Origin of the sequence: Streptomyces sp. NPDC094034, assembly GCF_040303865.1 — a bacterium.
In the GTDB taxonomy this organism is placed as follows: domain Bacteria; phylum Actinomycetota; class Actinomycetes; order Streptomycetales; family Streptomycetaceae; genus Streptomyces.
On sequence record NZ_JBEOUD010000028.1, the window covers coordinates 57,659 to 72,725 of the forward strand.

Sequence of the window (15,067 nt, forward strand, 5' to 3'; positions counted from 1 at the left end):
ACTTGGAAAGTACCGAGGCACAGCAGACCATGACCCTGACGCTCACCGTGTCCGACGAGGTGCGCGCCCTCGCGCCCGGCTTCACCCATCTCGCCGTCGAGGCCCACGGGCTGGTCAACGGCCCCAGCAATACGGACAGTTCCGCCCTGCTGGACGACGCGGCCCGTAGGCTCGCCGGTCGGCTTGACGGTCGCGCCCCGCACGAGGACGCGCATCTGGCCGCCTGGCGCGCGGCGTACACCGCGTTCGGGGCCAAGCCCTCCCGTACCCGCAACTCCGCCGAGGCACTGGCCAAGCGCGCCCTGTCCGATGCCGGGCTGCCGCGGATCAATCTGCTCGTCGACCTCTACAACGCCGTCAGCGTCGCCCACCTGATCCCCGTCGGCGGCGAGGACACCGACCGGATCGTCGGCGGCATGCGGCTCGTGCGCGCCACGGGCGAGGAGCCGTTCGCGACGGTCGCGGGCGGCGAGACGGCGGTGGAGCGTCCCGAGCCGGGCGAGGTCGTCTGGTGCGACGACGAAGGCGTCACTTGCCGCCGGTGGAACTGGCGTCAGGGCGTGCGTACCCGGCTCACCGAGGAGTCCGTGAACGCGGTCTTCCTGCTGGAGAGCCTGGCCCCCATGACCCGTGACGCGCTCGACGCGGCGGGCGCCGAACTCGCCGAAGCGCTGGAGAAGCTGAGCCCCGGGGCGCGGATCACGGTCCACCCGGCGCGCTGACCCGCCCGGCCGCGCCCCGGGCCTGATCCTGACCGGGGCGCGGACCCCGGCGGGGCCGGGACGTTCCGGTCAGAAGAGACGTTTCAGCGTATGTTTTCGCCGTGCCCAGGCTCAGCCGGTCTCCGCCGTACGGGCCTCCGCCGGGGTGGGCGCGGTCCCGCCGAGGTGCGCGGGCACCCACCAGGTGTCGGCCGCGTCCCTCGGCCGCACCGGATAGGCGCGCTGCGCGGCCTCCAGCATCTCCTGCACCCGCTCGCGCAGCCGCCGCGAGATCGCTCCCGCGTACTGGTCCGCCGCCGCCTCGATCTGCTCCCCGACCCGGATGGTCACCGGGATATGGCTGCGCTTGAAGTTGCGCGGCCGGCCCTTGGTCCACAACCGCTGGGTGCCCCACAGCGCCATCGGGATCAGCGGCACCCCGGCCTCCTGCGCCAGCCTGGCCGCGCCCGACTTGAAGCTCTTGAGCGTGAAGGACTGCGAGATGGTCGCCTCGGGGAAGACCCCGACGATCTCGCCCGAGCGCAGCGAGTCCAGCGCGTGCGCGTATGCCTGCTCGCCCTGCTTGCGGTCCACCGGGATGTGCTTCATGCCACGCATGAGGGGGCCGGAGACCTTGTGCCGGAAGACCGACTCCTTCGCCATGAAACGCACCAGACGCTTCTGCGGGAGCGCCGCGAGCCCCGTGAAGATGAAGTCCAGATAGCTGATGTGGTTACTGACGAGCACGGCGCCACCGGTGCGCGGGATGTGCTCGGAACCCTGAGTGTCGATCTTCAGGTCCAGCGCCTTGAACATCGTGCGGGCGGCGCCGATGACCGGCCGATAGACGAGCTCTGCCATCAGGTGAGGACCCTTCTGTTCCGGGGAGGGTTCTCCCGGCGGAAGTTACGCAGCCGTAGGTTTTCGGCATTGCGCCGATGGTGCCCCATACGCGGCCCCGTGGCCAGTCCTGATGTGTGCGTCCGGCGAGATTCTTGTCACGTCGACGTCATATCGCCGCAGCGCAGCCGTGGTGCGGCGGACAAACAGGCGCGTCTCGCACCCCCGCCGCGCGGGGACCGCGGAATATTTCGCGGTTGTGTGAACGCTGCGATCACTTGATGGCGGCGAGACGGCGACGCCGGACGACGGCGACAGACGACGCCGGATGACGATGACAGTGTTCGTGGTGCGTGCGCGGTGCTCGCGAAGGCCGGCGCCGCGGAGTGCGGCGCGAACGCGGCGAGGGGAAGCCGAGATGCGGGGGAACGACGGCGAGAAGCGGCTCGGCGCGGCCGAGTTGGGCGCCGAGCTGGGGGAGCGGGCCACGCTCGTCCAGTTCTCCACCGCGTTCTGCCAGCCCTGCCGTGCCACCCGGCGCACCCTCGCCGAAGTGGCGGGGATGGTCGACGGTGTCTCCCATGTGGAGCTCGACGCCGAGCAACGGTTTGAGCTGGTGCGCGAGCTGGGCATCCTCAGGACCCCCACGGTGCTGGTACTTGACGCCGAGGGCCGCATCGTCCGGAGAGCGGCCGGCCAACCCCGCACCGTGGATGTGATCGCGGCGCTGGGCGAGGCGATGTGACGCGGGGAGGCGGCGCGGGTGCGAGGGACACGTACTTGACTGCGCCCGCCACCTATCGTCACGCTGACGAGGTGCCCCAAGAACTCCTTCTCTACGGGCGGGCCGATGTGGACCTGGCCCGCAACGCGAGCGCGCGCTGTCCGGCTCTCTGAGCAGCCACGGCCCCGTTCGTCACTCCCGAAGAAGGACAACTCCATGACGGCCACGCCCGATCTGTCCACTCCCCGACTGGCCTCTCCCGACCTGCTCCGCTCCGTGTTCCGGCAGCACGCGGCGGGTGTCGCGGTCATCACGGCACAGGGGGAGGGGCCGGTCGGATTCACCGCCACCTCCCTCAACTCGGCCGCCGCCGAGCCCCCGTTGATCTCCTTCGGCGTGGGCACCTCCTCCTCCAGCTGGCCGGTCATCGCCGAGACCTCCCATGTCGGTGTGCACATACTCGGCGAGCATCAGAGGGATCTGGCGGCCACGTTCGCGCGCAGCGGAGCCGACCGGTTCGGGCCGCCCACGTCCTGGCGGACCGGCCCCGAGGGGGTGCCGGTCCTCGACGGCGTACTGGCCTGGCTGGTCTGCCGGGTGGTCGCCCGGGTCCCCGCCGGGGACCACCGGCTGGTGATCGCCCAGGCCGTCGTCGGCGACCCCGCGGGCGGCGGCCGGCCGCTCCTCTACCACCAGGGACGGTTCAACGCGCTGCGCGACTGAGAGTTCCCCGCGTGGCCTTACGGCCGCGTTGGCAAGGTCACAGTTCCAAGCGCTTGCTCAGTGGGAACACTCTGGATGTACTGGCGAGTAATATTTACTCCGGTGCGCCGGTCTCCCCGACCGGAAACCGCCCCATAAGGCGCCTATGCTGCGTGCAACAAGGCAGCCCAGAAATGACGATGCAGTAGGAGAGCCGGCGTGAGCTTGAGGATCGTTGTCTGTGTGAAGTACGTGCCCGACGCCACCGGCGACCGGCACTTCGCCGATGACCTGACCGTCGACCGGGACGACGTGGACGGTCTGCTGTCGGAGCTCGACGAGTACGCGGTCGAGCAGGCACTGCAGATCGCCGGGGACTTCGACGGGGACGGCGACGCCGAGATCACCGTGCTGACCGTCGGCCCCGAGGACGCCAAGGACGCGCTGCGCAAGGCGCTCTCCATGGGCGCCGACAAGGCCGTCCACGTCGAGGACGACGACCTCCACGGCACGGATGTCATGGGCACCTCCCTGGTCCTCGCCAAGGCCATCGAGAAGACCGGTTACGACCTGGTCATCTGCGGTATGGCGTCCACCGACGGCACGATGGGCGTCCTGCCCGCGATCCTCGCCGAGCGCCTGGGCGTCCCGCAGGTCACGCTGCTCTCCGAGGTCGCGGTCGAGGGCGGACTCGTCACGGGCCGGCGGGACGGCGACACCGCGTCCGAGCGGCTGGAGGCGTCGCTTCCGGCGGTCGTGTCGGTGACGGACCAGTCGGGCGAGGCGCGTTACCCGTCCTTCAAGGGCATCATGGCCGCAAAGAAGAAGCCGGTGCAGTCCTGGGACCTGGAGGACCTGGAGATCGACGCGGACGAGGTCGGTCTCGAAGGCGCCTGGACCGCGGTCGACTCGGCGGCCGAGCGTCCGGCCCGTACGGCGGGCACGATCGTCAAGGACGAGGGCGAGGGCGGCAAGCAGCTGGCCGCCTTCCTCGCGGGCCAGAAGTTCATCTGAGCCCCACCCGCAGACCGCCCCCTCATCTTTCGCGAGCAGGAGAGAAGAAGTCCCATGGCTGAAGTTCTCGTCTATGTCGACCACGTGGACGGTGCCGTCCGCAAGCCCACCCTGGAACTGCTGACGCTGGCCCGCCGGCTGGGCGAGCCCGTCGCCGTCGCGCTCGGCCCCGGCGCCGGGAGCACCGCCGCCGCGCTCGCCGAGCACGGCGCCGTGAAGGTGCTCACCGCCGACGCCGCCGAGTTCGCCGACTACCTCGTCGTACCGAAGGTCGACGCGCTCCAGGCCGCCCATGACGCGGTCTCGCCGGCCGCGGTGCTGCTCCCGTCCTCCGCCGAGGCGAAGGAGATCGCCGCCAGGCTCGCGGTCCGTATCGGCTCCGGGATCATCACCGACGCCGTCGACCTGGAGGCAGGCGACCAGGGCCCGGTGGCGACCCAGTCGGTGTTCGCCGCCGCGTTCACCACCAGGACCCGTGTCTCCAAGGGCACCCCGGTCATCACCGTGAAGCCCAACTCGGCCCCGGTCGAGGCCGCTCCGGCCGCCGGCGCCGTCGAGGCCCTGACCGTCTCCTTCTCCGAGAAGGCCACCGGCACGAAGGTCGTCTCCCGTACCCCGCGCGAGTCGACGGGACGCCCGGAGCTCACCGAGGCCGCGATCGTGGTCTCCGGCGGCCGTGGTGTCAACGGGGCCGAGAACTTCGCGATCATCGAGGCGCTCGCCGATTCCCTCGGCGCGGCCGTCGGTGCCTCCCGCGCCGCCGTCGACGCCGGCTGGTACCCGCACTCCAGCCAGGTCGGCCAGACCGGCAAGTCCGTCTCCCCGCAGCTGTACATCGCCTCCGGCATCTCCGGCGCCATCCAGCACCGCGCCGGTATGCAGACGTCCAAGACGATCGTGGCGATCAACAAGGACGCCGAGGCGCCGATCTTCGACCTCGTCGACTACGGCGTCGTCGGCGACCTCTTCGAAGTCGTCCCCCAGCTCACCGACGAGGTCAAGATCCGCAAGGGCTGACCCGCTCTCTGGACCCGGGGCCGCGTGGTGATCCGCACCGCGTGGCCCCGCGTCGTTGACGTGGCACGAGCCTGCCGATTAACTTCCTTCAACGGATTGTTGATTCCGTAGAGCGGAAATTCGGAAGAGCGGCACATCGGAGGGCTGGGCATGGGGCAGCAGGAGAAGGTGGCCACGAGTCTCCCGGACGCGGTCGGCGCGGCCGTCGGCGCCTCCCTCGCGTCGGTCGACGCCGAGCTGGCCCGCCGCTACCCCGGCGACCCCGGCACCCGAAGGCCCGTCCACACCGTCTACGTACCCGGCGACGCCTTCGCCGCGGGCACCATCCGCTCCTGGGGCGACCAGGCGCTCGCCACCCTCGACGAACACGCCCCGGACGCCACCTCCCTGGCACGGGTGCTCGGTCTCTCCGACGAGCTCGCCGTACCGGTGTACGAGCGCGTACGGGACAAGCTGAGCCGGGAGCCCGTCGAGGACCTGCGCATCGACTTCGAGGACGGCTACGGCCCCCGCTCCGGCCAGGCGGAGGACGAGGACGCCGCCCGCGCCGCCCGGCTCGTCCACGAGGCGTACCGGAACGGCACCGCCGCCCCGTACATGGGCATCCGGATGAAGTGTCTGGAAGCCGCCGTGCGCGACCGGGCGATCAGGACCCTCGACATCTTCCTGAGCGGACTGATGGAGGCGGGCGGCCTTCCCGAGGGGCTGGTTCTGACGCTCCCCAAGGTCAGCTACGCCGAGCAGGTCGCCGCGATGGCGCGGCTCGCCGGGGAGTTCGAGAAGGCGCGCGGCCTGGAGCCCGGCCGGATCGGGTTCGAGATCCAGATCGAGACCAGCCAGTCGATCCTCGCCGCGGACGGCACCGCCACCGTGGCCCGGATGATCGGCGCGGCCGACGGCCGGGCCACCGGGCTGCACTACGGCACCTTCGACTACAGCGCCTGCGTCGAGGTCAGCGCCGCGTACCAGTCCAGCGACCACCCGGCGGCCGATCACGCCAAGGCCGTCATGCAGGTCGCCGCCGCGGGCACGGGCGTACGGGTCTGCGACGGCTCCACCAATGTCCTGCCGGTCGGGCCAACCGCACAGGTCCACGAGGCGTGGCGGCTGCACTACGGCCTCACGAGGCGCGCTCTCGCCCGCGCCTACTACCAGGGCTGGGACATGCACCCGGGCCAGCTGCCGACCCGCTACGCCGCCGTGTACGCCTTCTATCGCGAGGGCCTGGAGCCGGCCGCCGCCCGGCTGGCCGCCTATGCCGCCAGGGCGCGCGGCGAGGTGATGGACGAGCCCGCCACCGCCAAGGCGCTCAGCGGCTATCTGCTGCGCGGCCTCGACTGCGGAGCTCTCGACAGCGACGAGGTCACCGGGCTCACCGGCCTGACCCGCGCGGATCTGGAGAGCTTCGCGATCCCGCGCCGCGCGGGCCTGACGGTGCCCCGCGCCGCGCGGACCTGACGGTGACCCGCGCCGCGCGAGCCTGACGGTGACGGCTCCGTGGCGAAGCCGCCGTCGCTCCCGCGCCGCTATCCCTGTGCCGGTGGCGGGATCTCTCCCGACCCGCGGGCGATCAGCCGTGTCGGCAGCACCACCTGTGAGGGCGCGTCGACCGCCCCGTCGAGCCGGTGGAAGAGCCGTTCCGCCGCCGTACGGCCCAGCGTCGCCGCGTCCTGCGCGATGACGGTGACGCCCGGGTCCAGCAGATCGGCCAGTTCGATGTCGTCGAAACCGACCAGGGCGACCGGCCGGTCGTGCGCGGCCAGCACCCGGACCACCGTCACCGTCACGCGGTTGTTGCCGGTGAAGATCGCGGTGACCGGCTCGGGCCCCGCGAGCATCGCGACAACGGCGTCACGCACCCGTTTCGGCGCCGTCGTGCCGAGCGAGACCCAGTCGTCGTGCAGGGCGAGCCCCGCGTCCGCCATCGCCGTGCGGTAGCCGCGCAGCCGTTCGCTCGCCGTGTGGATCCGGGGCTGGTCGCCGATGAAACCGATTCTGCGATGGCCGTGCGCGATCAGATGGGCGACCCCGGAGCGGGCGCCGCCGAAGCTGTCGGAAAGTACGGCGTCCGCGTCGATCCGGCCGGCCGGCCGGTCCACGAAGACCGTCGCCACCCCGGCCCTGATCTCCGGCTCCAGATAGCGGTGGTCGTGCCCGGCGGGGATCACGATCAGCCCGTCCACCCGGCGGGCGCAGAGGGCGAGCACCAATTCCTGCTCGCGGTCCGGGTCCTCCGCGCTCGAACCATTGATCAGCAGCGCGCCGTGGGCGCGGGCGACCTCCTCCACCGCGCGGTTCAGCGGCCCGTAGAAGGGGTCCGCGAGATCCTCCAGCACCAGCCCGATGCTGGCGGTCCGGCCCTTGCGCAGCACGCGCGCGGAGTCGTTGCGGCGGAAGCCGAGCGCGTCGATGGACTCCTGGACCCGGCGCTCGGTGTCGGGTGTGACACCTGGCTCCCCATTGACCACCCGGGAGACCGTCTTGAGCCCCACTCCGGCACGCGCGGCCACATCCTTCATCGTGGGCCTGTTGCCGTAACGGGGCTCGGGGCGGCGGGTGTTGTCGGCCACAGTGCGCTGTCCTGTCGTCGTTGCTTCAGTGTTTCGGTGTTCATTCACCGGTCGCTTTGCCGTGGGTTTGCCTGCCACGGTTGTGGCGTCGAGCATAGGCCCTGGACAACGTTGTCAGGGGAATGGAGACTGTTCATCGACCACTGTTCCGTCCATCCCCGGTATACGCGGGGACACCTCATCGCCGGGAGACCCCACACCGATGCATACCGACCCCGTTGCCTCACTCGACATCGGCGGCACCAAGATCGCCGGCGCGTTGGTGGACGGCAACGGCAGGATTCTCGTACGGGCACAACGTCCCACACCCGCGCGGGAGGACGGTGAGACGGTGATGCGCGCTGTCGAGGCGGTCCTCGCCGAGATCTCCGCGTCCCCGCTCTGGGCGTCGGCCACGGCGATCGGTATCGGCAGCGCGGGCCCGGTGGACGCCTCGGCCGGCACGGTCAGCCCGGTCAACGTCGCGGGCTGGCGCGGCTTTCCGCTGGTTGAGCGGGTACGGGCGGCCACCGGCGGACTGCCGGTGACACTCGTCGGCGACGGTGTCGCCATCACCGCCGCGGAACACTGGCAGGGCGCCGCGCGCGGCTATGACAACGCGCTGTGCATGGTGGTCTCGACAGGGGTCGGCGGTGGGCTCGTTCTGAACGGGAAGCTCCACCCGGGGCCCACCGGTAACGCCGGTCACATCGGCCACATCTGTGTGGACCTGGACGGCGATCTCTGCCCGTGCGGCGCGCGCGGCTGTGTGGAACGTATCGCCAGCGGCCCCAATATCGCCCGCAGGGCACTGGAGGGCGGCTGGCGGCCGGGACCCGACGGTGACACCTCCGCGGCCGCGGTGGCCGCCGCGGCGCGCGCCGGGCATCCGGTGGCGATCGCCTCCTTCGAGCGGGCCGCTCAGGCACTGGCGGCCGGCATCGCCGCGACCGCCACACTGGTCGAGATCCGTATCGCGGTCATCGGCGGCGGAGTGGCGAACGCGGGCGAGGTGCTTTTCGCACCGCTGCGCCGCTCGCTCCAGGACTACGCCTCGCTCTCCTTCGTCCGGGGCATCACGATCGCCCCGGCGCTGACCGGGCGGGACGCGGGTCTCGTCGGCGCGGCGGCCGCCGCGGCGCTCGGCGGACGGGACGGCACAACGGCGGCCGCGGTCGGCGGCTGAGCGCCGGGCCCGCGCCCAGGAGCGGTACGGGCAAACGCCTCAGCGGGTCGTCTGGCAGGCTATGCGCTTGCTGCCGCGGAACTTCACACACAACTCGGTATCCGTGCCCGCGTCCTCGGCCGGCCACCTGTATGTCAGCGCCTTGCCGGAACGGGTGGCCGTCGCCGTATCGATGAGCTGTCCGTTCCGGAACAGGGACACGGCGCGGGAGGTGACCTCCCGCGGCGGATTGGTCCAGATCCCGGTGACCGCGTTCCGGCCGCCCTGTCCCTCCAGCCTGATACAGATCTGCGGCCCGGAGAAGTGGTGTGTGCAGGCGCTGCTGTCGGCCGCCGCCGGGGTGGCGGCCAGTGAGACGGCCAGACCCGCGAGCGCGAGCGTCAGCGCGGACCGCCTGGCGCGTGGATGCGAAGCGGGCGGAAGCGGGGCGGGCGCGGCCGGTGCCGCGGTCATGTCGACCCGCCGGGGCGTACGCGTCACTTGGCGCCGCAGGAGCCCGAGTCGGTCGCCTGGTGGGGTACGACGACGAGGAACACGTCCGAGTCGAGATCCATCACGACCTCGGCCGGAGTGCCCTCGTCCCGCCGCGCCCGCGCGAACTCCTCCGCGGGCCAACTGCCTCGCGGTCCTCCCGCGGGAAATTGCTCAAGCACCGTCCGACGCATTGGTTACCCCCTAGCCTGTGAAGCTTTAAACGACGTTCCCCGGGATTGTGTTACGGCCCGGCGGGGACATCGGTTGGTACAGGAGACGCCCGAGCGGCTTCAGGACGACTTCCTTCCGGACACAGCTCGGACACGACCGGTCGGCCCGTGCGGGCTCCCCGGTCTGCCGGGGGGTTTCCGGGGCAGGGTGTTGCGGGCAGTCCACTGAGGGCTATGGAAGAGGGGGAACCGTGATCGTCTGGATCAACGGTGCGTTCGGAGCGGGCAAGTCCAGCACCGCACGCGAACTGATCGACCTGATCCCGAACTGCACTCTGTACGAACCCGAGCTGATCGGCGGGCGGCTCGCGGAGCTGCTGCCGCAGAAGCGGCTCGCCGAGGTGACCGACTTCCAGGACCTGCCGATCTGGCGGCGTCTGGTGGTGGACACGGCGGCGGCCCTGCTGGCGGAGGTGGGCGGGGCGCTCGTCGTGCCGATGACCCTGTTGCGCCAGGAGTACCGGGATGAGATCTTCGGCGGGCTCGCCTCGCGTCGTATCCCTGTACGGCACGTGTTGTTGACAACAGATGAAACGATCCTGCGCGGACGGATCGCGGCACGTGAGGCGCGCGCGGACGACCCGGACGGGGCGCGCGGGCAGGGGGAGGGCGAGCGTGGCGGGCGCCGGGGCGACGCGTACATCGAGCCGTACCGCGCGGCGCTCGGCTGGCTCACCGGTGACGCCCTCGTGATCGACAACACCGGCCTCACGGCGCGCGAGACCGCCATCTGTCTCGCGGAGGCCGTACGGAACGGCTCGGCGGGCGTCCGCGAGATCGTGCAGACGCCCGAGCCGACCGCCGAGACCGTCGCGGCGGGCGTTCTGCTCTTCGACGAGCAGGACCGCGTCCTCCTCGTCGATCCCACGTACAAACCCGGCTGGGAGTTCCCCGGCGGGGTGGTGGAGGCCGGTGAGGCACCCGCCCGCGCCGGGATACGTGAGGTCGCGGAGGAGATCGGCATAGAACTCACCGATGTGCCCGGCCTGCTGGTCGTCGACTGGGAACCGCCGAGGCCGCCGGGGTACGGCGGACTTCGGCTGCTCTTCGACGGTGGTCGGCTGCCCGCCCATCTCGCCGGTCGACTGCTTCTGCCGGGGCCCGAACTGCGGGGCTGGCGCTTCGTCGGCGAGGAGGAGGCCGGGCTGCTGCTGCCGCCCGCCCGTTACGCGCGGCTGCGCTGGGCCCTGCGGGCCAGGGAGCGCGGGACGGTACTCAACCTGGAAGACGGGATTCCCGTGGGCTGACAGGCCCCGTCAGGCCTGCTTGGACCGCGCGTAGTTGACCAGGAACAGGGCCTCGGAGACCGACAGGCGCTCCAACTCCCGCGGAGAGACACTCTCGTTCACCGCGTGGATCTGCGCCTCGGGCTCGCTCAGCCCGATCAGCAGGATCTCCGCCCGGGGATACAGCTCGGCCAGGGTGTTGCAGAGCGGGATGGAGCCGCCCATGCCCGATGCCTGCATCTCCTGGCCCGGATAGGCGACACGCATCGCCGCCGCCATCGCCGTGTACGCGGGGCTGGAGGTGTCCGCGCGGAACGGCTGGCCCTGCCCGATCTGTTCCACCGCGACGCGCGCGCCCCACGGAGTGTGCTTCTCGATGTGCGCGATGAGCAGTTCGGTCGCCTCGACGGCGTCCTGGCCCGGCGGCACCCGCAGACTGACCGTCGCCCGCGCGCTCGCCTGGATCGACGGGGTGGCGCCCACCACCGGCGGGCAGTCGATGCCCAGTACGGTGACGGCCGGGCGGGCCCAGATCCGGTCGGCGACGGTGCCCCCGCCGATCAGTCCGACGCCGTCGAGCACCTTGGCGTCCTCGCGGAACTCGGCCTCGCCGTAGGCCAGTCCGTCCCAGACGGCGTCCGAGGCCAGTCCGTCCACGGTGGTGGAGCCGTCCTCGGCGCGCAGCGAGTCGAGCACCTTGATGAGCGCGGCGAGCGCGTCGGGCGCCGCTCCGCCGAACTGGCCCGAGTGCAGGTTGCCTTCGAGCGTGTCGACCGAGACCCGGACCATGGTCATGCCGCGCAGCGTGGCCGTGACCGTCGGCAGGCCCAGCTGGAAGTTCCCGGTGTCGCCGACGACGACGGCGTCCGCGATCAGCAGCTCCGGGTGCGCTTCCGCGTACCGTTCGAGACCGCCGGTGCCCTGCTCCTCCGAACCCTCCACGATCACCTTGACATTCACCGGTACCCCGCCGTTCGCCTTGAGGGCGCGCAGGGCGAGCAGATGCATCAGGAAGCCGCCCTTGCAGTCGGCCGCACCGCGTCCGTACCAGCGGCCGTCGCGCTCGGTCAGCTCGAAGGGCGGCGTCACCCAGGCGTCCTCGTCCAGCGGCGGTTGCACATCGTAGTGGGCGTAGAGCAGCACCGTGGGCGCGCCCTCGGGGCCCGCCAGCAGACCGTAGACGGACTGGGTGCCGTCGGGGGTGTCGAGTATCGCGACCTCCTGGAACCCCTCGGCGCGCAGCGCGTCCGCGACCCAGCCGGCGGCGGCCTCGCACTCGCTCCTGGGGAACACCGCGGGATCCGCCACCGACCGGAAGGCCACCAGCTCCGCGAGCTCCGTACGGGCACGGGGCATCAGCGACGCTACGGTCTCGGCGATCGGATTCGCGGTCATGGGCACGCTCCTGGTGGGTACGACGTTGTGTCTGTCGGGTGTACGTCGAAAGTCACTGCCGATCCTCCCACAGCGGGTTCACCGAGCCAGCGCCGTAGGATGCCGTTCGACAGCAGGGGCCACCGGTCGGATCAGGAGCAGAAGCACATCGTGAGCAGCGAGAACGCAGACGCCGGAAGCGAGCACGACGAGCCGGTGTGGGATGTCGTCGTGGTCGGCGCAGGGCCGGCGGGAGCCTCCGCGGCATACGCGGCGGCGGTCGCGGGCCGTCAGGTGCTGCTGGTGGAGAAAGCCGAGTTGCCCCGCTACAAGACCTGCGGGGGTGGAATCATCGGGCCCTCGCGCGACTCACTGCCCCCGGGCTTCGAGTTGCCGTTCCGGGACCGGGTGCACGCGGTGACCTTCTCCCTGAACGGCAAGCTCGCCCGTACCCGCCGCTCCAAGCGCATGCTCTTCGGGCTCATCAACCGCCCGGAGTTCGACGCGAGTCTGGTGGAGCACGCGCAGAAGGCCGGCGCGGTGCTCCGTACCGGCGTGACCGTCTCGCGCGTCGAGCAGCACGGCCCGGCCGTGCCCGACCGCCGTACGGTCGCGGTCGTCCTGGCGGACGGCGAGACGGTGCTGGCGCGGGCCGTGGTGGGCGCGGACGGCAGCGCCAGCCGGATAGGCGCGCATGTCGGAGTGAAGCTGGACCAGGTGGACCTGGGCCTTGAGGCCGAGATTCCGGTACCGCCGACCGTCGCCGAGGACTGGGCGGGCCGGGTGCTCATCGACTGGGGCCCGCTGCCCGGGAGTTACGGGTGGGTGTTCCCGAAGGGGGACACGCTCACCGTGGGGGTGATCTCGGCGCGCGGCGAGGGCGCCGCCACCAAGCGCTATCTGGAGGACTTCATCGCCCGCCTCGGGCTCGCCGGATTCGAGCCCTCCATCTCGTCCGGGCATCTGACCCGGTGCCGCAGCGAGGACTCACCGCTGTCACGCGGGCGGGTGCTGGTGTGCGGGGACGCGGCGGGCCTCCTCGAACCGTGGACCAGGGAAGGAATCTCCTTCGCCCTGCGTTCCGGGCGGCTCGCGGGGGAGTGGGCGGTACGGATCTCCGAGTCGCACGACGCCGTGGACGCCCGCCGTCAGGCGCTGAACTACGCGTTCGCCATCAAGGCCGGGCTCGGTGTGGAGATGGGCGTCGGCCGACGGATGCTGGCCATCTTCGAGCGCAGGCCGGGGCTGCTGCACGCGGCGATCACGGGGCTGCGCCCGGCGTGGACCATGTTCGCGGACATCACCCGCGGCTCGACCACGCTCGCCGGTGCCGTACGGACCCATCCGCTGGCCCGCCGTGCGCTGGATCTGCTGGACCGCAGGCAGCCGAGCGAAACCGGAACGTTGGACAGCGGGACGCCGGAGCCCGGTGTGGCCGGGGTGACGGGTGTTCCGGAGGCGGGCGCCCGGGAGTGAGGGACGGGCCCTGACCGGGAGGGTGATCGGGAGAGCGACCGGGTCCGCGCGGATATCCGCGCTGATCCGGCGGCGGGGGGCGTACGGCCCGGCCGACGGCGCCGCCGTACGTCCCCGCTTCGTGCGGGCGCGCCCGCCGAGGTTCCCGTACTCCCCGGGGAGTACCTGTGGTCACCTCGCCCGGCTGACGCCCGTACCCGCCCGCCGGTCTAGCGTGACCGGTATGGAAGAGCAGCACAGCCGCCCGGGCCGGGAACGTGGCCGGTGGCGGGAAGGGGGCCGGGCCCGGGGATGGGGCGGCGGCCCCCATTGCGGGCGCGGCGGGCCTCCCTGGGCGCGGGGCGACGGTTGGTCGTACGCGGATGCGCCCTGGGGACAGGACGGACCGCCCCTCCGGTTCCCCGGGGCCCGTCGCCGCGGCCGGCTGCCCTGGCCGTCCTCCCTGTTGCTGGCCGTCTTCGTACTGGTGGGGACCGCCTTCGCCGCGCACGGTCAGCCCGATCGACAGCCCTTGGACGGCTACGCGCGGCTGCTGCTGCTCGCCGGTCCCGCCCTGCTGCTGTTCCGCCGGAAACACCCCGTCATCACCGTCTTCGGAGTCTCGGCGACCGCGCTCGGGTACTTCGCCGCGGGCTATCCGTACGGACCTGTCTTCCTCACCGTCGCGGTCGCCTGCTCCGCCGCGATCGTCGCGGGTCACCGGCGGGCCGCCTGGTGGGCGGTCGGCACGCTCTGGGTGGGCCATCTGCTGATCGCGCACTGGCTCTACCGCTGGCTGCCCCCGGCGCACGACCGCCCCGCGCCCTGGGGGCAGGAACTGGTCATCGCGGCCTTCGTGGTCGCCCTCTGCGCCGCCTCCGAACTCGTCCGGGTACGCCATGAGCAGTGGGCCAGGGAAGCCGCCGAGCGCGCGGCGGCCAAGAAGCGCCGGAAGAACGAGGAACGGCTGCGGATAGCCCGTGAGCTGCATGACGTGCTCGCCCACTCCATCTCGGTCATCAACGTGCAGGCGGGTGTGGGGCTCGCCCTGCTCGACTCCGATCCCGAGCAGGCCCGCACCGCCCTGACCACGATCAAGGCGGCGAGCAAGGAGGCCCTCGGCGAGGTACGGCAGGTCCTCGACACCCTCAGAACGCCCGGTGACGCCCCGCGCGCCCCCGCCCCGGGCCTCGACCGGCTGCCCGAGCTGGTCGAGCAGGCCGCGAGCGCCGGACTGACCGTCGATGTCCGGCGGGACGGTAAGCGGGTGGCGCTGCCGCCGGGCACGGATCTGGCCGCCTTCCGGATCGTCCAGGAGGCGCTGACCAATGTGGTGCGCCACTCCGGGTCCCGTACGGCGGAGATCGGCCTCGGTTACGCGCCGGGGCTGCTGGAGTTGCGTGTCGACGACGCGGGTCCGGCCACCGGCGGCGACGCGGGCGGCGGCGGCAACGGTCTTGTCGGCATGCGTGAGCGGGCCGCCGCGCTCGGTGGCACGATCGAGGCCGGCCCGCGTCCCGACGGCGGATTCCGCGTACGGGCCACGCTCCCGCTGAACCCCGAGGACTGAACAAC

Annotated in this window: 15 protein-coding genes; 10 read left to right on the forward strand and 5 right to left on the reverse strand. The window is 71.7% G+C overall.

The features are described 5' to 3' along the window. Window positions 1-29 precede the first annotated feature (29 nt). Window positions 30-722: a B3/B4 domain-containing protein gene (locus ABTZ59_RS23575; RefSeq protein ID WP_351413019.1), complete on the forward strand. Its 693-nt coding sequence runs from the start codon at window positions 30-32 to the stop codon at window positions 720-722. 111 nt (window positions 723-833) lie between these two features. On the opposite strand, the gene ABTZ59_RS23580 is transcribed toward ABTZ59_RS23575, so the two are convergent. Further along, on the reverse strand, window positions 834-1,562 hold the full coding sequence (locus tag ABTZ59_RS23580; protein WP_351413026.1) for a lysophospholipid acyltransferase family protein: 729 nt from the start codon (window positions 1,560-1,562) through the stop codon (window positions 834-836). 397 nt (window positions 1,563-1,959) lie between these two features. Between ABTZ59_RS23580 and ABTZ59_RS23585 the strand changes: the two genes are divergently transcribed. The 5 genes from ABTZ59_RS23585 (at window position 1,960) to ABTZ59_RS23605 (ending at window position 6,456) form a co-directional block, all read left to right on the forward strand. Beyond that, a complete protein-coding gene (locus tag ABTZ59_RS23585) occupies window positions 1,960-2,286 on the forward strand; it encodes a TlpA family protein disulfide reductase (RefSeq protein WP_351413034.1) in 327 nt (108 codons plus the stop codon). Window positions 2,287-2,481: 195 nt separating this feature from the next. Continuing rightward, window positions 2,482-2,988 (forward strand): flavin reductase family protein, encoded by a 507-nt coding sequence (locus ABTZ59_RS23590; RefSeq protein WP_351413042.1) that lies wholly within the window; start codon window positions 2,482-2,484, stop codon window positions 2,986-2,988. A 198-nt stretch (window positions 2,989-3,186) separates the two neighbouring features. Further along, window positions 3,187-3,981 (forward strand): electron transfer flavoprotein subunit beta/FixA family protein, encoded by a 795-nt coding sequence (locus ABTZ59_RS23595; RefSeq protein WP_351413047.1) that lies wholly within the window; start codon window positions 3,187-3,189, stop codon window positions 3,979-3,981. A 54-nt stretch (window positions 3,982-4,035) separates the two neighbouring features. After that, window positions 4,036-4,998, forward strand: a complete 963-nt coding sequence (locus tag ABTZ59_RS23600; RefSeq protein ID WP_351413056.1) for an electron transfer flavoprotein subunit alpha/FixB family protein — start codon at window positions 4,036-4,038, stop codon at window positions 4,996-4,998. A gap of 150 nt (window positions 4,999-5,148) precedes the next feature. Beyond that, complete coding sequence (locus ABTZ59_RS23605) at window positions 5,149-6,456, forward strand: DUF6986 family protein (RefSeq protein WP_351413063.1); 1,308 nt, start codon at window positions 5,149-5,151, stop codon at window positions 6,454-6,456. A gap of 68 nt (window positions 6,457-6,524) precedes the next feature. On the opposite strand, the gene ABTZ59_RS23610 is transcribed toward ABTZ59_RS23605, so the two are convergent. Further along, window positions 6,525-7,517, reverse strand: coding sequence for a LacI family DNA-binding transcriptional regulator (locus tag ABTZ59_RS23610; RefSeq protein ID WP_503003499.1), 993 nt, complete (start codon window positions 7,515-7,517; stop codon window positions 6,525-6,527). A gap of 253 nt (window positions 7,518-7,770) precedes the next feature. Between ABTZ59_RS23610 and ABTZ59_RS23615 the strand changes: the two genes are divergently transcribed. Continuing rightward, on the forward strand, window positions 7,771-8,733 hold the full coding sequence (locus ABTZ59_RS23615; protein ID WP_351413083.1) for an ROK family protein: 963 nt from the start codon (window positions 7,771-7,773) through the stop codon (window positions 8,731-8,733). 39 nt (window positions 8,734-8,772) lie between these two features. Here ABTZ59_RS23615 and ABTZ59_RS23620 read toward each other — a convergent pair whose 3' ends face one another. Both ABTZ59_RS23620 and ABTZ59_RS23625 read right to left on the reverse strand, forming a co-directional pair. Next, window positions 8,773-9,186 carry a hypothetical protein gene (locus tag ABTZ59_RS23620; RefSeq protein ID WP_351413087.1) on the reverse strand — a complete coding sequence of 138 codons (414 nt, stop codon included), beginning with the start codon at window positions 9,184-9,186 and terminating at the stop codon, window positions 8,773-8,775. Window positions 9,187-9,209: 23 nt separating this feature from the next. Continuing rightward, entirely contained in the window at window positions 9,210-9,398 is a 189-nt protein-coding gene (locus ABTZ59_RS23625) for a DUF8839 family protein (protein ID WP_249948878.1), read from the reverse strand. 230 nt (window positions 9,399-9,628) lie between these two features. Here ABTZ59_RS23625 and ABTZ59_RS23630 point away from each other — a divergent pair, with 230 nt between their 5' ends. Then, window positions 9,629-10,684 carry an NUDIX hydrolase gene (locus ABTZ59_RS23630; protein WP_351413100.1) on the forward strand — a complete coding sequence of 352 codons (1,056 nt, stop codon included), beginning with the start codon at window positions 9,629-9,631 and terminating at the stop codon, window positions 10,682-10,684. A gap of 9 nt (window positions 10,685-10,693) precedes the next feature. On the opposite strand, the gene ABTZ59_RS23635 is transcribed toward ABTZ59_RS23630, so the two are convergent. Continuing rightward, window positions 10,694-12,058, reverse strand: coding sequence for a dipeptidase (locus ABTZ59_RS23635; protein WP_351413106.1), 1,365 nt, complete (start codon window positions 12,056-12,058; stop codon window positions 10,694-10,696). Between the two features lie 150 nt (window positions 12,059-12,208). Here ABTZ59_RS23635 and ABTZ59_RS23640 point away from each other — a divergent pair, with 150 nt between their 5' ends. Together ABTZ59_RS23640 and ABTZ59_RS23645 are read left to right on the forward strand one after the other, a co-directional pair. Further along, the gene (locus ABTZ59_RS23640) at window positions 12,209-13,513 is read left to right on the forward strand and encodes a geranylgeranyl reductase family protein (protein ID WP_351413111.1); all 1,305 of its coding nucleotides are present in this window, start codon (window positions 12,209-12,211) and stop codon (window positions 13,511-13,513) included. A 223-nt stretch (window positions 13,514-13,736) separates the two neighbouring features. Further along, window positions 13,737-15,062 carry a sensor histidine kinase gene (locus ABTZ59_RS23645; RefSeq protein ID WP_351413123.1) on the forward strand — a complete coding sequence of 442 codons (1,326 nt, stop codon included), beginning with the start codon at window positions 13,737-13,739 and terminating at the stop codon, window positions 15,060-15,062. Window positions 15,063-15,067 lie beyond the last annotated feature (5 nt).